Annotated in this window: 20 protein-coding genes and 1 riboswitch; of the genes, 14 read left to right on the forward strand and 6 right to left on the reverse strand. The window is 46.8% G+C overall.

The window, feature by feature from the left end:
• The first annotated feature begins 290 nt into the window (after positions 1–290).
• Complete coding sequence (locus IEX62_RS13790) at positions 291–1,610, forward strand: replication-associated recombination protein A (RefSeq protein WP_188776437.1); 1,320 nt, start codon at positions 291–293, stop codon at positions 1,608–1,610.
• A 322-nt stretch (positions 1,611–1,932) separates the two neighbouring features.
• Here IEX62_RS13790 and IEX62_RS13795 read toward each other — a convergent pair whose 3' ends face one another.
• Positions 1,933–2,841, reverse strand: a complete 909-nt coding sequence (locus IEX62_RS13795; protein WP_188776124.1) for a tetratricopeptide repeat protein — start codon at positions 2,839–2,841, stop codon at positions 1,933–1,935.
• 75 nt (positions 2,842–2,916) lie between these two features.
• Positions 2,917–3,864, reverse strand: coding sequence for an ATP-binding protein (locus IEX62_RS13800; protein ID WP_188776125.1), 948 nt, complete (start codon positions 3,862–3,864; stop codon positions 2,917–2,919).
• A gap of 203 nt (positions 3,865–4,067) precedes the next feature.
• A riboswitch (Fluoride riboswitch) is annotated at positions 4,068–4,130 on the forward strand.
• A gap of 76 nt (positions 4,131–4,206) precedes the next feature.
• On the opposite strand from IEX62_RS13800, the gene IEX62_RS23805 reads away from it, so the two are divergent.
• From IEX62_RS23805 to crcB (IEX62_RS13810), 3 genes are read left to right on the forward strand one after another with little or no spacing between them, the layout of a single operon-like run.
• Positions 4,207–4,395, forward strand: a complete 189-nt coding sequence (locus IEX62_RS23805) for a hypothetical protein (RefSeq protein WP_229685783.1) — start codon at positions 4,207–4,209, stop codon at positions 4,393–4,395.
• Positions 4,377–4,772: a fluoride efflux transporter CrcB gene (gene crcB / locus IEX62_RS13805; protein ID WP_188776126.1), complete on the forward strand. Its 396-nt coding sequence runs from the start codon at positions 4,377–4,379 to the stop codon at positions 4,770–4,772. Before IEX62_RS23805 ends, crcB (IEX62_RS13805) begins: the two co-directional genes overlap by 19 nt.
• Complete coding sequence (crcB, locus tag IEX62_RS13810) at positions 4,762–5,136, forward strand: fluoride efflux transporter CrcB (protein ID WP_188776127.1); 375 nt, start codon at positions 4,762–4,764, stop codon at positions 5,134–5,136. Before crcB (IEX62_RS13805) ends, crcB (IEX62_RS13810) begins: the two co-directional genes overlap by 11 nt.
• A gap of 324 nt (positions 5,137–5,460) precedes the next feature.
• On the opposite strand, the gene IEX62_RS13815 is transcribed toward crcB (IEX62_RS13810), so the two are convergent.
• A complete protein-coding gene (locus IEX62_RS13815) occupies positions 5,461–6,966 on the reverse strand; it encodes a glycoside hydrolase family 32 protein (protein WP_188776128.1) in 1,506 nt (501 codons plus the stop codon).
• Between the two features lie 217 nt (positions 6,967–7,183).
• Positions 7,184–8,428: an MFS transporter gene (locus IEX62_RS13820; RefSeq protein ID WP_188776129.1), complete on the reverse strand. Its 1,245-nt coding sequence runs from the start codon at positions 8,426–8,428 to the stop codon at positions 7,184–7,186.
• Positions 8,429–8,883: 455 nt separating this feature from the next.
• Between IEX62_RS13820 and IEX62_RS24115 the strand changes: the two genes are divergently transcribed.
• Positions 8,884–9,042 (forward strand): hypothetical protein, encoded by a 159-nt coding sequence (locus IEX62_RS24115; RefSeq protein WP_373289143.1) that lies wholly within the window; start codon positions 8,884–8,886, stop codon positions 9,040–9,042.
• A gap of 166 nt (positions 9,043–9,208) precedes the next feature.
• Here the strand turns inward: IEX62_RS24115 and IEX62_RS13830 are convergent, their stop codons facing one another.
• Positions 9,209–10,192, reverse strand: a complete 984-nt coding sequence (locus tag IEX62_RS13830) for a LacI family DNA-binding transcriptional regulator (protein ID WP_188776131.1) — start codon at positions 10,190–10,192, stop codon at positions 9,209–9,211.
• Between the two features lie 364 nt (positions 10,193–10,556).
• Positions 10,557–11,681, reverse strand: a complete 1,125-nt coding sequence (gene mnmA, locus IEX62_RS13835; RefSeq protein WP_188776132.1) for a tRNA 2-thiouridine(34) synthase MnmA — start codon at positions 11,679–11,681, stop codon at positions 10,557–10,559.
• Between the two features lie 362 nt (positions 11,682–12,043).
• Here mnmA and cymR point away from each other — a divergent pair, with 362 nt between their 5' ends.
• The 9 genes from cymR (at position 12,044) to IEX62_RS13880 (ending at position 19,995) form a co-directional block, all read left to right on the forward strand.
• Complete coding sequence (gene cymR, locus IEX62_RS13840; protein ID WP_188776133.1) at positions 12,044–12,463, forward strand: cysteine metabolism transcriptional regulator CymR; 420 nt, start codon at positions 12,044–12,046, stop codon at positions 12,461–12,463.
• 359 nt (positions 12,464–12,822) lie between these two features.
• Positions 12,823–13,968, forward strand: coding sequence for a cysteine desulfurase family protein (locus IEX62_RS13845; protein WP_188776134.1), 1,146 nt, complete (start codon positions 12,823–12,825; stop codon positions 13,966–13,968).
• A gap of 120 nt (positions 13,969–14,088) precedes the next feature.
• Positions 14,089–14,595 carry a PRC-barrel domain-containing protein gene (locus IEX62_RS13850; protein WP_188776438.1) on the forward strand — a complete coding sequence of 169 codons (507 nt, stop codon included), beginning with the start codon at positions 14,089–14,091 and terminating at the stop codon, positions 14,593–14,595.
• Positions 14,596–14,765: 170 nt separating this feature from the next.
• Positions 14,766–14,969, forward strand: coding sequence for a YrzR-like zinc ribbon domain (locus IEX62_RS13855; protein WP_188776135.1), 204 nt, complete (start codon positions 14,766–14,768; stop codon positions 14,967–14,969).
• Between the two features lie 805 nt (positions 14,970–15,774).
• Positions 15,775–18,402: an alanine--tRNA ligase gene (gene alaS / locus IEX62_RS13860; protein ID WP_188776136.1), complete on the forward strand. Its 2,628-nt coding sequence runs from the start codon at positions 15,775–15,777 to the stop codon at positions 18,400–18,402.
• A gap of 274 nt (positions 18,403–18,676) precedes the next feature.
• Complete coding sequence (locus IEX62_RS13865) at positions 18,677–18,937, forward strand: IreB family regulatory phosphoprotein (protein WP_188776137.1); 261 nt, start codon at positions 18,677–18,679, stop codon at positions 18,935–18,937.
• A 20-nt stretch (positions 18,938–18,957) separates the two neighbouring features.
• Positions 18,958–19,374 (forward strand): Holliday junction resolvase RuvX, encoded by a 417-nt coding sequence (ruvX, locus tag IEX62_RS13870; protein ID WP_188776138.1) that lies wholly within the window; start codon positions 18,958–18,960, stop codon positions 19,372–19,374.
• An 11-nt stretch (positions 19,375–19,385) separates the two neighbouring features.
• The gene (locus tag IEX62_RS13875; RefSeq protein WP_188776139.1) at positions 19,386–19,682 is read left to right on the forward strand and encodes a DUF1292 domain-containing protein; all 297 of its coding nucleotides are present in this window, start codon (positions 19,386–19,388) and stop codon (positions 19,680–19,682) included.
• Positions 19,683–19,686: 4 nt separating this feature from the next.
• The gene (locus IEX62_RS13880) at positions 19,687–19,995 is read left to right on the forward strand and encodes a DUF1292 domain-containing protein (RefSeq protein WP_188776140.1); all 309 of its coding nucleotides are present in this window, start codon (positions 19,687–19,689) and stop codon (positions 19,993–19,995) included.
• Positions 19,996–20,007: the final 12 nt, after the last annotated feature.

The following is a 20,007-nucleotide window of genomic DNA, read 5'->3' on the forward strand; positions in this document are numbered from 1 at the left end:
CGAATCAAGCTACAGTACAAGATCGTACATGAAATTATATGACTAGCTCGGCAAAGAAGCTTTTCTGTTCTGTATACTCTAACAGCACGATACTTCGTCTGACCTTCCCTATGGAAACAGATGAAGCCTAGACGCTGATAACGGTATATAGACAGAAGGCTTCTTTCTTTTTCAATCGAAGCGTGGAGTGGTAAAATAGTAAAGGCAGATTGTAAAGCCTTCACGATTATGGAAGCAACATGATAATATACACCGTGCATTTGCCGGATATGATAAAAGGACGTGATTCCATGGACCTGTTCTCCTTTAACGAACAAAATAATACGGCTGCGGATGGTATGGGTGTGCTTGCCGATCGGATGCGTCCGCAGTCGCTGGATGAATATATCGGGCAGGAGGATATCGTTGGTCCTGGTAAGCTGTTACGCCGAGCGATCGAAGCGGATCAAGTATCCTCGATTATTTTATATGGGCCACCCGGATGTGGGAAAACGACGCTCGCGCATATTATTTCCCGTCATACGAAGGGTGAGTTTGTACGTTTGAATGCAGTCGATGCGACGGTGAAGGATGTACGTGAGGTCATTGAGCGTGCTGGAACGAACAAATCATTATATGGCACGAAGACGATTTTATTTTTAGATGAGGTGCATCGTTTTAATAGCTCCAGGCAGGATGCATTGCTGCCAGCGGTGGAGAAGGGTACGATTATTTTTATCGGTGCAACGACAGAGAATCCATTTCATTATGTAAATGGTGCCTTGATGAGTCGTTCGACCTTATTCCAATTGCATTCGCTCGGTCGGGAGCATTCTTTAATTGCGATGAGTCGTGCACTGGATGATGCGGAGCGTGGACTTGGCTTTATGCAGCTACAGACCGATGATGCTGCGCTGGAGCATATCGCATCGATGGCAAATGGAGACGTTCGGCGCGCACTAAACGCGTTAGAGCTAGCTGCGCTTACGACACCACCGCAGGAGGATGGTACGATCCATATTACGCTGGAGGTGGCAGAGGAATCGATTCGCCGCCCGATTGTACGTGCGGATGAGTCGACCCAGTACGATGTGCTATCTGCTTTTCATAAAAGTATTCGCGGCTCCAGTGATGCTGCATTATTCTGGTTCCTGTATGCGGTCGAGAAGCTGGGCATGGACCCGATGACATTCATTCGCCGTCTGATCGCGGCGAGTAGTGAGGATATCGGACTGGCGAATCCACAGGCGATGGTGCAGGCACTGGGCGCGCTCGATGCGTATCGTACGAATGGTTGGCCAGAAGCGAAGCTGAATATCGCGCAAGCGATTCTGTTTGCAGTTGAAAGTCCGAAGTCGAATGCGGTATATACCGCTATTTCACGAGCGATGTCGGCGATGGATGACGTCAAGTCGGCAGAGGTGCCACTACATCTGCGCGATACGCATTACAAAGGCTCCGCTCAGCTCGGACATGAGGGCTACCAGTATCCGCATAATTTCCCGAATCATTATGTAGAGCAGGAATACTTGCCTAAAAACCTATCAGGACGCGTCTTCTACAAAGCGACCGAGCAGGGCAATGAATCGAAGATCAAGCTCAATCAAGAGCGAAGACGCGGGAAGAATTAAGGGAATAGCGTGGGATGCTTGAGGCACAACAGACACAACAGACACAACAGTATCCATTTAATACAGTGTCCCGATATAAAAATATACAATAAACCAGATGCTTCTATAGAAACCGAATGACAAATTCCATGTTTCTATACGTGGCGGCAAAGCTTGGCATGAACCCAATATGGTGTACTAGCTAAGCATGCTATATACAGAAATATCTAAAAAACTCCACACATGCCGAAAAGCCCGACATCTTCTATGTGAATCCGATTCACATCGAAACGTCGGGCTTTTGCTATGATATGCGCTTAATAATAAAGTACTTCGTTCTTAGCTACCTCTTTTTCATCTTCTTTCTACTTTTCGGAGCGCGATGCCAGCCATATACCTGCAAGTGAACAAACGCTTTACTGAGTAAATGACTCACAATATACAGAAGGATCATCACGATGAGCAGTGGACGGAATAGCAGCCATGAAACGAACCAGATCAGCAGCAATTGCCAGCGTTTTAGCTTACGTAAAAATAACGGTAACGTAAAAATACGATAAAACCAGTAGTTCTTTTGCAGCGCCTCCATATATTCGGTGCGAATCTGCTCATTGTTTGGCGCCAGCCGAATCGCTTGCTCCATCATCTGCTTGGCGGTTTTGGCATCGCCGCGTCGTTCTGCCGCCCAGCCCAGATACATAAAGGTTTGCGGCTGCTCCAGATCATATTGTAATGCTTCCATCGCGACTTCCTGCGAAGCTTGTTTCTGATTCATATTCGCTAACACATAACTATATAACGCTAGATACAGTCCGCTGCTTGGCAATATGCGTAGCGCTTCCTTGACCTGCTCAGCTGCCTCTTGAAATTTACCCTTCGTATTGTACATATTGCCCATCAGATAATACATATGCGCGCGATAAGGATTAATACGCAGCACTTCTTCTACCGCAGGCTGCATCAGCTCCCAATTGTGCTGATCATAATAAACGAAAGCACGGATCGACCAGGCATCCTCATTATCCGGCTCCATACGCAGCGCTTGAGCTGTCATTTCCAGCGATTGGTCGAGCTCTTCCATACTCATATAAATGGTTGCCAGCGCATTATAAGGTTCAGGCTCTTCGGGTGCCTCGCGCAGCCACTCACCCGCTTCACGCAATGCCTCGTCATAGCGCTCCCATTCCAAAAGACGCTCAATCCGTTCCGACCGAAGGCCAGACAGATCAGGCTCGTTCGTATAATTACTCATAAGCGGCTCCTCTGATCATAAAATAGCTACCGGATCGTTGATCCTATACGTAGAATAACGATTCGGCAGCATGGACTAGCGGATTTTATGCTTTTTAATATAATCGAGCACAGCAGTATATTCCCCGTTTGTATCGCTAAATGTTGCATAATTACGCGCTGTAGCGAACCATTCGGTTGTAGACGGCTGACGCGTTTTGAGAGCACGATTGAAATCCAGATCTGTCAGCGGCTGAATCTCACCTGTTTCCATCGCTCGCTCCAGTGCAATCTCAATCGTATCGCGTACAAGCTGCTCCAGATCAGCTCCAGAAAAGAGCGCTGTATTCGCGGCGAGCTTTTTAAAATTAATCGAATCGGCAGGCTTATCGCGTAGCTTCAGATCGAGAATCGTGCTGCGCTCGGATTCTTCTGGTGGTGAGACGAACAGCAGATTGTTGAACCGTCCTGGTCGACGTAGCGCCGAGTCCAGATACCACGGCGTATTCGTAGCTCCAATAATAAATACATTTTCATTAAAGCTCGCTAATCCATCTAGCTCCAGCAGTAGCTGGTTCACCAGCATCCGATCATGATGCTGACGCATATTGTGACGACTGCCGCCGAGCGCATCCAGCTCATCGATAAAGAGAACGCAAGGCGATTCTGCGCGCGCCTTTTCAAATACATCATGCAAATTATGCTCACTACCGCCTACATACATGGATAGGATTGCCTGTAATTCCAGATGCAAAAAGCTAGCATTAATCTCGCCTGCTACCGCGCGCGCAAGAAACGTTTTCCCGCAGCCTGGTGGCCCATAAAGTAGAATCGAGCCGCCTGCCTGCTTACCATAGGCAGCGAATAGCTCGGGCTGCTTGAGTGGCAAAATAAAGTTCATACGAATTTTCTTTTTAATGTCTTCCATACCGCCCACATCGTCAAATGTGATAATTGGTTTTTCCAGCTCAACCAGATCGTTGGAATCTTTATCAAATTGAATCACTTTTAGATTTTTGCGGCGTTGTTCATGATCATCGCTCATTGTACACCACTCCATATGTAGATTTGCCTTGCTATACTTGCTAATGTAGTAACATCATAACTCATACGGAGTTATCTGCACCACTATCGATTTCCCTTTTCTACTATATAGATGAAGATAGCGAGATAGATCGTGAGGTTGAAGGAGCAGAGGATGGATGTATACATATTTACACATCGAACCGGATACAGTATGATAGGAATAACGTAATCGGCGATGGAGTTCGCCATAAACCGCTGACATCAGCTAATGACTCCTACCTGTAAGCATGGGCGATCCATGTTTTGTTCAGGTAGGAGTTTTTTGTGCGTTAGAGGTGAAGATAACGATTGGGATGTATAGTTGTATATTCCTGATCGATCCGTATCATTTGAGAACGAGAACGAGAACGAGAACGAGAACGAGAACGAGAACGAGAACGAGAACGAGAACGAGAACGAGAACGAGAACGAGAACGAGAACGAGAACGAGAACGAGAACGAGAACGAGAATGAAGAAGAGGAAGTGGACTTATGCTATATGTACTGGTAGCTCTGGCTGGTGTTGTAGGTGCTGTATGTCGTTATCTGATTGGAATGCTAATCCCCAGTCACGGATTTCCATTAGCAACATTGATGCTCAATCTGACCGGATGCTTTCTACTGGCAATTGTGATGCGTTATCTCGCGCGCTTGCCGCGTGTGTCCTCCAATATGGTTACTGTGATCGGAACGGGCTTTGTCGGCTCATATACGACCTTTTCCACCTTTAGTCTGGAAAGTATTCAGCTCATCGAACACCAAATGTATATCACTGCCTTGCTATACATCGGAGCAAGTCTGATCGGTGGTCTGCTCTTTACATGGCTCGGCTTTGTATGCAGTGAACGCCTGTTAGCTCGAAAGGAGGCACGTACTAATGCTCGTTAATATTGGATTTGTTGCACTCGGCGCTGTATTTGGCGTGCTGGCGCGCTTTCTATTTTCTCGTTGGATGAAAAAGCGCTGGCCAATGGATTTCCCACTGGCAACGCTACTTATTAACCTGAGCGGATCGTTCTTGCTCGGCATGCTTGTCGGCTCTGGAGCAGGTAGTCACTGGCAGTTATTAATTGGGACAGGCTTTATGGGTAGCTATACGACCTTCTCTACCTTCAAGCTGGAAAATATAGAGCTTCATTTGAAGCAGCAACATAAGGTGCTGATTGGTTATTTGTGCCTTTCATATGTAGGTGGGGTCGTGCTTGCAGGCGTGGGACTCTGGCTGGGGCATGAGATGAGCGCAATACGTTAACACGTTCCAATATCAAGTTGGATTTTCCCGAGGTGATGAAACCTGAATCTGCATCGATTTCTTAGCTCATTGGTGCTGTTCCACATCAAATAATGTAACGAAAGTACGGGTAGTGACAGGAATCCTTACACGGATATTTAATGTATGGAAATGTAATCTATCGAGATTCGTTATATGGGGATTTTATAAGCAGCAATTTTACTCATCACATACGTAAGCCATACCTGACAAAAATAAAACCAAAAGCTCTTCTATGTATACCCGTCGATCCCCCTGTAAAAGGTATAACGGATCATAAAAGAGCTTTTGGCTTATTAACCATGATTAAGAAATAGTAGTATCGGTATGCGGAGTAGCAGTTTGCCAGATATCACGTAGTGACCAGCATGTCCATTCCTGAACCTGCGCCTGTCCGCCCGTTGCAGTCAGTTCCATACTGGCGCCATTTCCCTGCGGGTAGATACGGCTCGTCAATGTTGCTTGTCCATCATTCGCAAATACTTCAATTGAAGAACGATCGACAAAAATACGTAATGTCAACAATGCGGCCTTTGCCAATGGTGCTGTTCGAATGCCATCCTGCGGTTTACCGGATTGCGAAGCATCAAGGATTAGCTTTTCATTTACATTATCATACATAATGACCGTTTGATCACTGGCATCGCTATGCAGTGTCAAACTTACTTTATCCGCGTCACTGTTGTTCAAATCGAACAAAACGCGAATTTCCAGCAATGATTCGGTTATATTCGTGCGATAAGAATCAGTCACTGTAAAGGATTCACCCAGCGAAAACTGTTCCTGACGAAGAAGCTTCGTTTCTTCAACCGGATTCATCAGCAGTCGTCCACTGGAATCCACATTTAGCACACGTGGCAATGTTAATGCCCCTGCCCATCCATGCGCTTTGGTCGGCATATCCGATTCCCACATATCCATCCAGCCGATTGCAATACGGCGACCTTGATCATCCAGCAACGTTTGTACCGCATAAAAATCATGACCATGATCCAGTTCATGGAATTCGCCATGCTGAAAATCATTTGCGTCATAATTATAATCACCAATGAGATAGCCCGTTTGGAACAGATTGAGATAGCGATCCTCCTTGCGCTCGATGCCTTGAGGGGAGATTAGCAGCACATGCCGACCGTCCAGCTCGAAGAAGTCCGGACATTCCCACATAAAGCCGAGTGTACCATCACTTTCAGCAAGAATGCCATCATACGTCCATTGGCGTAAATCAGAAGAGTGATAGCGAATGACGCGTCCATGACCATCCTGCGTTGCGTTCCCAAGCACCATATACCATGTATCGCCATGCTTCCATACTTTAGGATCACGGAAATGGTGGGCGCTATCTGCTGGCGGCTCTGCGATGACCGGATTGGCTTCGTATTTGTGGAAATGAATGCCATCGCGACTAAATGCAATATTTTGATTTTGCGTGAACAGGTCTTTTTCCCGATCAGTATAGTGATGACCCGTATATACTAACGTCAACACGCCGTCATCATCAACAGCACTACCGGAAAAGCAACCATCCCGGTCGCATTCATCACCCGGTGCAAGTGCGATCGGGCAATGCTGCCAGTGAATCAAATCTGTACTTTTCACATGTCCCCAGTGCATGGGACCCCAATGCTCGTCATACGGATGGTGCTGATAAAAGACATGGTATTCCCCGTTAAACTGAATCATCCCATTCGGATCGTTGATCCAGTTGGCAGGAGCAGCAATATGGTAACCAGGGCGATATTGCGGGTTGATTTTCTCTCCAGCAAGCTGAAGTGCCTGAGCGGCATGGTGTAGGGAATGTAAAGTAGACAATGAATTTCCTCCTTCAAAATAGTAAATATAGCTTCATAATGAGATCATCTCGCGAAAGGTTGACCGAATCTACTCATGATCGTAACAATTCACGATAGCATAACCGAACCACCTGACAACTCTGTCATAAAAGCTCATTGTGGTACAACCTCAGACGATGACCTCGCGCTATACACGAATGCGAGATTGCTTTGCTGAACGCTCCAGACAATGGCACTTACGTTAATGGCTGTGTCGTTTCAAGAGGCTGATTGAGTTTAGACGCTTTTTGCTTATCATTAAACAAAGTGAAAATGGAGATAACTGTAAACAGCAGCACCAGTGCGCCCATGATCAAATACGTATGACGGAAGCCCATATCATCGTACAATGAACCGGCAATCGGTGATAATACCGCCTGCCCGACCTGAGAAGCGAATTGAAAGCCGACAAGGTATAGGATCGACGATAGACGTGTATCAAAATGCGCTGCCAGGTATTTGAAAATAGCAATCAGCATAATTGGCAATTCCAGCGCGTGGATCAGCTTGACAGCAGAAATGCCGATCGGCTCAAATACAAGTCCAGAACCGATAATGCGTAATGCCATCAGCAGCCCGGCGAGAATAAGTGACTTTTTGGCTCCCAGCTTGTTTACAATAAATGGAGCCATGAACATCATGCCAGCTTCCAAAAACACCTGAAAGGAGTTCAAGTAACCATATACTTGATTGCCCAGCGCATGAGTAGGGAACAAGGATGAATAATAGATCGGAAATTGCTGATCATACACACCGTAGACGCAGGCGACACCGACTACATACAGAATGAAATACCAGAATGGACGAAGGGTGAAAAGTGTGCCGATATCTTTGATTTTGACGGAAGCAGCTTTTTCTAACTCATTTTCCGTTACCTGAATGCGAATCGATAGAATAATGCCTACAAGCACGACAGCAGAGAGCGAAGAAATCCAGAAATTAATATTTGGATTCAGATTGAACAATTGTCCAGCGAAGAATGTAGCAGCAGCCCAGCCAAGCGAACCCCACATGCGGGAACGTCCGTATTCAAATCCGTACTTGCGACTTACTTTTTCGACATACGTTTCGATTGCTCCAACTCCAGCAAGAAAGCCCACACTTAAAAACAAGCCGCCCACAATCGCGCCAAGCCATACATTCACCTGTAGTAATGGAGCATAGACAAATACAAAGAATGGCCCTGTAAATACAAGTAATAAGCTAATAAACAATAAAATATTGCGCTTTAAACCGATTTTGTCAGAAATGTAGCCATAGAGCGGTTGCGCACATAGCGCAAATATAGCGTTTACAGAAAAAATAAGCCCGGTTTGCGTCCCTGTCAGCTTCATCTCCTGACCAAGCCAGATCGAGAACAATGAATAGCTGGACGACCAGCATACGAAAAAGAAGAAAAAGTAAAGGCTGAGCTTCCAGTACAAACTTTTGGATACGGACATATCATTCGCTCCTTCATTCATGTAAGTGCTTTCTTGGACGAATTATATGTCAACCGCTTTCATATGTCAACCGCTTGCATACAGGAGACAGAAGAAAGATGATGCTTGAAATTGTGCTTAGTAGAACCTGAATACAAGCTCATGTATACGAAAATAGCTAATTGCATTAGGATGAGTACACAAGCCTGATATGGTTGTGTTGTGGCATACACCACTCCGGGAAGGAATAAGGGGATGGACTCCGTCTCGCACAGGAATCTACGGATTAAGAGAGCGTTGTAGATTCCCGTGCTCAAAAGTCCTCCATTCCCCTTATTTCCTTCCCTCCGTTCTGTGAGGTTCGTACCATACTCATTTGCATATATTTTCTAAGTTCATTTGTATAAGTTTGACTATATTTATTTTGGTAATGCAAATATAAAAAAGCGCTTCCAAAAACCCAGCCTGTCAGTACAATTGAGCAGACAGCAGACAGCAGACAGCAGACAGCAGACAGCAGACAGCAGACAGCAGACAGCAGACAGCAGACAGCAGACAGCAGACAGCAGACAGCAGACAGCAGACAGCAGACAGCAGACAGCAATCTGCACAGCAAAAAACGCCTTCTGCAATGAAGGCGTTCATATATATGGCTTGATGTTTATAATGCGATAGGGATATCGTTTTTAAGTTGTATTCATGTTCATAGCATAAGTAGCCGAAACGATATAAGGATAGAATAGACACCTATTTCTGCCTACAGGCAACACATTTTCCCGCTTATCCAGTCACCTCAATAGCTCAGGCAGTTGAACCATCGCGTATGTGTACCGGTAGTATCGTTTGATGTGCGATCTCATCAAATTCTCCTTCAATCTCCCGCAGTAATACCTCAATAGCGGTACGTGCAATGTCTTCGATCGGCTGGCAGATTGTAGTGAGCTGCGGCATAAGCGAAGAGACGATTGTCGTTCCGTCATAGCCGATCACCTTCAGATCATCAGGAATCGACATCTGGCGAACACCTGCCTCATAAATGACCGAAGCAGCAATCATATCGTTACTCGCAAATACGCCATCCACCTCAGGATGTTCATCAAATGCGCGTTGGATGACCGACAACTGGTGATCGCGATCTAAGGGCAGCTCCAGCTCATATGTATGATGAGGTAGTCCATGCGCTTGCATCAAGTCTTCAAAGGCTTTGCGACGCAATTGCGCAGGTGTTTCCAATTCAGCAGGCCCGTTAAAATGCAAAATATGCTTACATCCGCGATCGATTAACCGCTGCGTAGCCAGCTTGCCGCCTTCATAATTGTCAGAACTGACGACCGGAATGGTACCTGATAGATAGCGGTCAATCGCGACTACGGCTAGATTGGCTTTTTTATAATTAGAAATGCCGCGGTTATGCGTGCCGACAATAATGCCATCCACCTGATTGCGAATAAGCATTTCAGCATATTGCTCTTCTTTATCAAGCTGGTTGAGACTATTGCATAACAGCACTTTGAGCCCCTGTGCCGCACATAGATTTTCAATATGGAATGTTAGCTCGGCGAAAAACGGATTCGCAGTGGTTGGCAAAATCAACCCGATCAGATGGGTACGCTTACTAAACAGTGAGCGCGCCAGATCGTTTGGAAAATAATTCAGTTCTTCCATCGCGCTCTGCACCTTCATTCGGGTTGCTTCGCTAACATAACCTCGATTGTTCATCGTACGTGATACCGTAGTCGGAGAGACACCGGCGAGTCGGGCAACATCTTCAAGTTTGGCTTTCATGCGGCAATCTCCTTTTTTGCTCTCATTATACCATTTGCCTATAGGCAACAAAAGGATCGCTCCATCGGTGGAAGAAGGAGAGGGCCATTATAAAAGCAACCAACATGTGTACAATGAATGAATCTGATACAACTAACGACTAACTAGCAACTATAACAACAAGCGTAGCAGATGATTGCGGTTGGTTCATGATCAGTATACCTAGGCGAAAAATAGAATATAACTTAATCGAACCATAAATTGTGCCTTTCAAAGCTCTAATGAATCAGCAAAGACAGCAAAGAAGTCTGCTTTCGCACCATCCATCGGACGGAGTCGAAAGCAGACTTTTTAAGTTGCATCATTAATATTTATACAAGCAAATTTACACAAGCGCCTCATACGGAACTTTCTCAGCAACTTCAATCGTACCGCCGCCCAGACAAACCTCACCATCATAAAATACAACAGCTTGTCCTGGTGTAATCGCCTTTTGCTGTACATCAAACTGCACATGTACATTGCCGTCCTCTTGCCATGTCATCGTTACGACTTGATCTGGCTGACGATAGCGGAACTTCGCTGCGCATTGCAGCGTTGTTCCTGGTGCTGGTGTGCTGCCATCAATCCAGTTTACACCGGATGCAATCAGCCCAGTCGAGTACATACTTGGATGTGCATCGCCCTGAACGACATACAGAATATTGCGTTCCAGATCCTTATCGGCAACAAACCACGGTTGTCCATTACCCGAACCGCCAATACCGAGACCCTGACGTTGTCCAAGTGTGTAATACATCAATCCATCATGCTTGCCTTTCACTTCGCCAGTCGCGATATCGACCATATTACCGGAACGTGCTGGCAGGTAGTTGCTCAGGAATTCACGGAAATTACGCTCGCCGATGAAGCACACGCCTGTACTATCCTTTTTCTTTGCTGTATAGAGATTCGCTTCTGCTGCAATACGGCGAACCTCCGGCTTCGGCAGATGTCCAATCGGGAACATCGCACGGGAAAGTTGCTGTTGATTCAGCGCATTCAGGAAATACGTTTGATCCTTATTGTTATCAACGCCGCGTAGCAGGGTGAATTGTCCGTCCTGCTCAACTACGCGTGCATAGTGACCGGTAGCTACATAGTCTGCACCCAGATCCAGTGCTTTGTTCAGGAACTCGCCGAATTTGATTTCGCGGTTACACATGACATCTGGATTGGGCGTGCGGCCACGCTTGTATTCGTCGAGGAAATACGCGAATACTTTATCGTAATATTCCTTCTCGAAATTGACCGTATAATAAGGAATGCCGATCTGTTCGCACACGCGGCGGACATCTTCTGCATCGTCCTCAGCGGTACAGTTACCGAACTCGTCGGTGTCATCCCAGTTTTTCATAAAAATACCGATTACATCATAGCCCTGCTGTTTGAGCAGGAGCGCGGTGACCGAAGAATCCACGCCGCCGGACATACCGACTACGACACGGGTTTCGGAGATTGCTTTTGCCATTTGCATATCACATCCTCGTTTAATCAATTTGGATATTTTGCTTCGCAAAAATCCTTTTTTCATTTCAACTCGTGTTAGAAGATCACTAACACTAAAATTGAACCGGATTGAAGTGCCGGCGGTGCATTGGTTGGCTGCCTTGCACCATAGATGATTACAATTTCCACATATACAGCAAATCCATTTCCCAAACGGTATTCGTTTATGTTACGATAGAATAGAAAAATGATCGGAATACACTGAATTGATGAAAATGCATAGCATATGTGCAACTGCTAATTATAACTGTGATAGTGAAATAAAGCAACAGCAATAAGGCAACAATCGTTCATGATTTTGGTCAAATGAGACGAGGTGCGATAATGAAAATTTCAACTAAAGGCCGTTATGGTTTGACGATTATGATGGAACTGGCATCGCGCTTTGGCGAAGGTCCAACTTCGCTGAAAAGCATTGCCGAAAGAAACCAGCTCTCCGAGCATTATCTGGAGCAATTGATCGCTCCGCTACGTAATGCCGGTCTGGTCAAAAGTATTCGCGGTGCGTATGGCGGATATATTTTGTCCCGTGAACCGGAAGGCATCACAGCGGGTGAGATCATCCGTGTGCTGGAAGGGCCAATTTCCGTCGTAGATTTTACCGATGAGGATGTAGCTGCCAAGCGTCATCTGTGGCTGCAAATTCGCGATGCAATCGCCAGCGTGATCGATTCGACAACGCTGAAGGATCTGATCAGCTATCAGGACGAGGGTGCAGAAGACAATTATATGTTCTACATTTAATAGGTAGCTGTATCATGACAGTAAGCGAATCATCATAATAGATGAATCTTTAGTGGGATGATGCAGGCTGATGATGCTTGGTTACGAATGCACTAAAACGTGCTAGTGCCAATAGTTGAGTGCTGGAGCTAGTAGGTATTCGAGCAGTAAGCATTCAAGCTGTATGTAACGGAAGGACCGTAGCCCAGGCGCGGAAACCTTCCGTTTTTTGTTGAATTTTGTGTGATAAATAGATAGGATATCGAGCATTAGAAAACAGTGTAATGAAATGAATAGAACCGTTTATCTATAACGAATCCAGAATTGAACTATATGTTTAGAATAAAATTATATTTTCATGAAAGACAGGGTGAACTGTAATGACTTCAATCTATCTTGACCATGCTGCCTCCACACCGGTGCATCCAGAGGTAGCACAGGAAATGTTAAATGTAATGACAGGCACGTATGGAAATGCGTCCAGTGTGCATGGCTTCGGTCGCGCAGCGAAGCGTATCGTTAGTGGTGCACGTGATCTAATGGCGGCAAAGCTTGGCTGTCATCCTAATGAGCTGGTGTTCACCGCAGGTGGGACAGAGAGCGACAATATGGCATTGTTCGGTGTGGCAGAAGCGATGAAGGAAAAAGGTCGCCATATCATCACATCCAGCATTGAGCACCATGCTGTATTGCACGCGTGTGAAGCACTGGAGAAGCGTGGCTACGAGGTCACCTATCTACCCGTCGATCCACAGGGACGGGTAGGGCTGGATGAGCTGCGTGCCGCGATTCGCCCGGATACGATTCTGATCAGCATTATGTTTGGCAACAATGAAGTGGGAACACTACAGCCGATCAGAGAGATTGGCGAGCTGGCACAGGAGCAAGGTATCCTTTTTCATACCGATGCGGTACAGGCACTTGGCGGCGTAGCGATTAACTGTCATGAGCTTCCGGTCGATCTGATGAGCTTTTCCGCTCATAAAATTAATGGGCCGCAAGGAATCGGTGCATTGTATGTACGTCAGGGAACACGACTGGAGCCACTGCTGCATGGAGGCTTGCAGGAGCGTAAGCGCCGTGCAGGCACAGAGAATCTGGCAGGCATCGCTGGCTTTGGCAAGGCGGTAGAGCTGGCAACAGATAAGCTGGAGGAGCGCACGACAAGCCTGCATCAGCTACGTGCTGCATTTATCGCGGAACTGACAGAGCAAGCAGGACGTGACGCTTTTGTGATCAATACACCGCTGGAGCAGTCGCTTCCACATATATTGAATATGAGCTTTCCTGGGATTACGAGTGAGACGATGCTGATGAATCTGGATATGCAGCAGATTGCTGCTGCTAGTGGCTCCGCATGCACATCAGGTTCACTGGAGCTGTCCCATGTTTTACAGGCGATGAATTTACCAGAAAATGTACAACAATCGGCGATTCGTTTTAGCTTTGGGCTGGGTAATACTACAGAGGAAATTGAACAAACCGCACAAAAAATTGCAACCATTTTAAAACGGCTGCGTAAATGATGGAAGGGCTCCCCTGTCTGGTGAATAAGGGAGGATAGATGTCGGCTACTGCCACCGGCCGGGCGTAAGGAATGATGCCTTACCCCGCGCAAAATGTGCGCCGAGGAGGTCCTGCAAATGTTGAAGATTCAGAGCATGATCGGACTTGCTGTATTTGACGTAGAAGACGGCAAGCAGCTAGGCAAAATCCACGATTTTATCGTGCATGAGGACTGGTCGGTATATGGCTTCGAGCTGGAAGGCAAAGGGCTATTTTCGCTACAGGTTCGCACGGTCAAATGGGAAGACGTGGTCAGCTTTGGCAGTGATGCCATTATGATTCGTAATCAACAGGCAGTGCGCCAAACGGCGGCTGACGATATCAAGCATACATTCCTTATCGGAAACCGTAAGCTCAAGGAGCTGCCGGTTCTTACCAGTGACGGAGCCATGCTCGGATATGTATCCGATGTTTACTTTAATCCTGAACTGGGTAAAAGCATTACCGGGATCGAAATCAGCGACGGTTTTATTTCCGATCTGATTGGCGGAAGAAAATGGCTTCCGATCAGCGACCAGATTGCCTTTGGTGAAAGCGCCATTATGACGCCAGTAGCGAGCGATCAGCGACTGAAGGAATGCCTGTAAACTGTAGCTGGCATAGCGGAGAAACCTTACAGAATCGCTCTGCCTCAGATGCTTAGCAGCATGACGTAGGCTGACTGAATCGATTCTGTAGCTGGAGGAAGCGCCGGGAATGAGGCGCTGCGCCGCAAGGCTGGCTGCCCAAACTTGTAGACGGATAGGGTGAGTGCGGAATGAAATGTCCAAACTGTAGTTCCAAAGATATTGGAAAGATCGGCTCGCATCAATTTTATTGCTGGGGCTGTTTTATTGAATTGACCGTAAATAACGGTAAAATGTCGGTGTACCAGGTGGAAGAGGATGGTACACTTAGCTCGCTGGACGATTTGTTCGTGGAACATCCAGCTGTAGCGGCTCAGCTTCCTTTGTCCTCCTAGATGAGACGTGGAGCAGAGGCAATTAGTATTCAGTAGGATCGGGGAATACGGCTGTGCAATCATCGCCTTATACATACCATGATAACAGCGGGCTATTGACCCGATTTAGACCTTGACGGTCGATGCGCACGATTGCTGCGTATCGACTGCTCCAGGTTTTTTTGCATTCTGGGGCCATACAGTTATTGCTGACAGGCCGCACGATGTTGATGGCCCACATGAAGCCCCACAGCTAGACCGCTAGAGCACAGTCAGAAAGCGCTTTTCATGCCCGGCTGTCTATGATGCGTGCGATTGACAGAGCCGGATACGCTGGATATACTGATATAGGTTGTTGAAAAATCGTGAACTTCCGCTAAAAGACTGATTATTCTGGCGGAATCAGGTATCCGGGCATACCTCTTTTTTACCGTCCACTGTCTAAATGAACTGCCGCAGCTCGTAAGAAATAATCTAGTTGTGCAGTATCATATATAGGGCATCCTTTTGGTGCCATTTACAGACAGCTGGAAGCGGCATAACAAACGGCGACTGTGCTCTGTAGCAACAGATGACAGTAGCAGTGCCTGCTGTACACAGCCTTGGCATAACAAAAAAGGGTGCAGGGAGAAGCCGTTTCAGGAAATACAAGAATACCGTCCCTGATCTATCGACAGGGGCGTTTTTTAGATTCCGGGCCTTACAGGGTTCCCGTATAATGTGGCTGGCTCAGAGTCATGCTCTGGTGTCGCTACGAGAATCTGGTTATACACCGAACAACTGCGTTTGCATGGTCAAACGCTATACTTAAGGAGGCTCGCTATTTATGAAAGCAAGTGAAATTCGTTCCAAATGGCTCGCTTTTTTTGAAAGCAAAGGACATAAAGTAGAGCCGAGTGCACCGCTTGTGCCGATTAACGATCCATCTTTGCTATGGATTAATGCCGGTATGGCGCCGCTGAAGGCTTATTTTGATGGTCGTATCCAGCCGGATAACCCGCGTATTACGAACTCGCAAAAATGTATTCGTACCAATGATATCGAGAATGTCGGCAAAACGCGTCGTCACCATACATTTTTCGAAATGCTGGGCAACTTCTCTATCGGTGATTACTTCAAAGAAGAAGCGATCACATGGGCATGGGAGTTCCTCACAGGCAAGGAATGGATCGGCTTTGATCCAGAGCGTCTGTCGGTAACGGTCTATCCAGAGGATGAGGAAGCATTCAAGCTGTGGAACGAGAAGATCGGTCTGCCAGCGGAACGCATCATCAAGCTGGAAGATAACTTCTGGGATATCGGTGAAGGCCCTTGCGGTCCGTGTACTGAGATTTTCTATGATCGTGGCGATGCTTATGGCGCGCTTGATCCAAATGATCCAGAAATGTATCCAGGCGGTGAAAATGAGCGTTTCCTCGAAGTATGGAATCTCGTATTCTCCCAGTTTAACCATAACAAAGATGGTAGCTACACACCGCTGCCTAACAAAAATATCGATACCGGTGCAGGTCTGGAACGCTTCACTTCCATTTTGCAGGATGTGGATTCCAACTTTGACACCGATCTGTTCCAGCCGATGATCCAAGAAACAGCACGCATCGCAGGTGTAACGTACAAGCAAAACAACGATACCGATGTAGCGCTGAAGGTTATCGCTGACCATATTCGTACCGTAACATTCGCTGTAGGTGATGGCGTATTGCCTTCTAATGAAGGACGCGGCTATGTTATCCGCCGTCTGCTACGCCGTGCGGTTCGTTACGGAAAAGTAATCGGTCTGGATAAGCCATTCCTGTTCAGCTTGGTAAAAACAGTAGGCGACGTGATGGGCACGTACTACCCAACGGTAGTAGAGCAACGTGATTATGTTGAGAAAATTATTCGTACAGAGGAAGAACGCTTCCACGAAACACTATCTGATGGTCTGAACATTCTGGCTGATCTGAGCCAGCAGGCGAAATCGAATGGACAAACGGCAATCAGCGGTGCTGATGCGTTCAAGCTGTATGACACCTATGGTTTCCCATTTGACCTGACAGAAGATTATGCTCTGGAAAATGGTCTGACGGTAGATCGCGAAGGCTTCGATGCAGCGATGCAGGAGCAGCGTGATCGTGCGCGTGCTGCACGTCAGGATAGCGGTAGTATGAAAGTACAGGGCGGCGTGCTGTCCGAGCTGGAAGCAAAGAGTGAATTCGTCGGCTATGAGCAGCTGACTGTACAATCCACAGTAGCAGCTATTATTGCAGATGACGCTTTTGTACAGAGTGCTGGCGAAGGTCAGACTGTACAGGTGATTCTCGATGTGACTCCATTCTATGCAGAGAGCGGCGGTCAGGTGAGCGATCTCGGTCTGTTGACTAGCGACAAAGTGGAAGCATCCGTAGAAACACTGTTCAAAGCACCACGCGGTCAATCCGTGCATATCGTAACAATTCGCTCGGGCGAGCTTCATGTCGGTGATACTGTAACGGCGCAGGTGGATGCACCTAACCGCAACGATATTATCAAAAATCACACCGCTACTCACTTGATGCACAAAGCGCTCAAGGAAGTGCTGGGTAACCATGCGAATCAAGCAGGTTCCCTCGTTGAAGCAGAGCGTCTGCGCTTTGACTTCTCGCACTTTAGCAGTGTAACTCCAGAGGAACTGGCAGACATCGAGCGTCGTGTTAACCAGGAAATCTGGAAAGGTCTTGACGTGGAAATTAGCTATGCTGCTATCGATGAAGCGAAAGCGATGGGGGCAATGGCACTGTTCGGTGAAAAATACGGTGATATCGTACGCGTCGTCAAAATCGGCGATTACAGCATCGAGCTGTGTGGCGGCTGTCATGTGGACAACACCTCCCGTATCGGTCTGTTCAAAATCGTTTCCGAGAGTGGTATCGGCTCCGGTGTACGCCGCATCGAAGCGGTAACAGGTCGTCTGGCTTATATGTTCCTCGATAGCCAGCTGGATATCCTGAAACAGGCAGCAGTACAGCTCAAATCGAACGTACATGATGTGCCAAAACGTATCGAAGCGCTGAACCAGCAGGTTCGCGATCTAGGTCGTGAAAACGAATCGCTGCAAAGCAAGCTGAGCCTGATCGAAGCTGGACAATTGACGGATCAAGTCGAGACTGTTGGTAGCACACCACTACTTGCAGCAGAAGTACAGGCACCAAGCATGGATGCACTTCGTGGTCTGGCAGACGAGCTCAAGGTGAAGCTACCAGAAGCGGTACTCGTACTCGGCGCAGCGATTGAAGACAAAGTAAACTTTGTTGTCGTTGTACCAAAGTCCGGCATTGAGCGCGGACTGCATGCAGGTAAGCTTGTAAAAGAAGTCGCTGCAATCTGCGGCGGCGGTGGTGGTGGGCGTCCGGATATGGCGCAAGCTGGTGGTAAGGACGCATCCAAGCTGCGCGAAGCACTTGAAGCAGCGAAGAAGCATGTCGCTTCCGTTTAAGCTATACCAATGAGTTAAATAGAGGCAACAGGTGAGCAGGCGATATAGCTATAGGAGCATCAAATGCAATATAGCGGCAATCGCCTGCAAAATATTTGGCATTTATGTGATAATACTTTAAAATTCTGTAACTTTTCGATTAGTTTGAACGTAAATATTCCTTGTACATCCTTTGATGTGTTATGATGATAAAGAATCAACATGAACATCAGGGGATTCCATTTTGAGGAAGTGTGTGTTCATACACTATTCCGAAAAAGCGAGGTGTCAGCGAGTGGACTCCATGGACAAAACGGTCAAGTTTAATGTCAAGGGTGATGAGCATGAAAGCTCGTCACAGGAAATACTGCTCACCGTGTATGATGCACTGGTGGAAAAAGAATACAATCCGATTAATCAGATTGTAGGTTACCTCATTTCCGGGGACCCCGCTTATATTCCCCGGCATAATAATGCACGCAGCCTAATCGGCAAAAAAGAGCGGGACGAATTAATTGAAGAGCTGGTCCGTTCCTACCTGGCCAGTCATCGGTAGAGACGGAGCGTAGACACATCATGAAAATATTGGGTCTGGATTACGGAGATCGCCGGATCGGTGTCGCGGTTAGCGATGCGTTTGGCTGGACTGCTCAGGGCGTTGAGGTTATTGACCGCCAGCGCAATACAGCAGTCGACGAACGGATTGCTGAACTCATTCAGGAGCACGAGATTAGCGAGATCGTGGTGGGGCTTCCTAAGAACATGAATGGAAGTATCGGTCCCCGTGGTCAAATATGTATCGAATTTGCAGAACATCTTCGGGAATCTGTGCATCTGCCTGTTCACCTATGGGATGAAAGGCTTACAACGATGTCAGCTGAGCGAACTTTGATTGAGGCTGACGTAAGCCGCAAGAAACGCAAGCAGGTCGTTGATAAAATGGCCGCAAGCTTGATTTTGCAAAATTACTTGGATTCTAAAAGTAAAGGGTGAGGGTGGTTAATATGGCGAAGGATCAAAATTTGCTTGAGGACGAACCAGAAATTATTTACATTCCAGATGATGATGGAAATGAAGAGGAATTTGAAGTCATCATGAAATTCGAGGTTGATGGTTCGGACGCCAAATATATGATGGTCGTGCCTATGGAAGCCACAGAGGACGATACCGATGAAGTATATGCGTTCCGGTACGAGGAAGACGAAGATGATCTGAAGCTCTACATCATTGAAGACGAAGACGAGTGGCAGATCGTTGAAGAGACCTTCAATACATTAGTGGCTGAATTGGATGGTGAATAAACCCATGAGTGATCTTTCTGCGAGTAATGTCAAATTATCGTCCAAGTTGCTTGAGGCTTACGGGGTACTGATCGAGTTAACCGACGAGAGCGGCGAGAATGTCGTTTATCGTTTGATCAGCGAATTTGAGACAGAATCAGGTGCCTATGCTGTCTTGCAAAAGGATACAGCATTGCCTGATACCGAAGTCGAAATTTTGAAAATTGTAGACGGTGCGGATGGACATCCGGAGCTGATTACGATTGACGACGACGATGAATGGGAAGACGTAGCTGAATTGTACGACGAGCTGACCTTACCGTTTGAAGATTAATCACGGATTTGT

Source organism: Paenibacillus hunanensis, assembly GCF_014645615.1.
GTDB classification, from domain to species: Bacteria; Bacillota; Bacilli; order Paenibacillales; family Paenibacillaceae; genus Saccharibacillus; species Saccharibacillus hunanensis.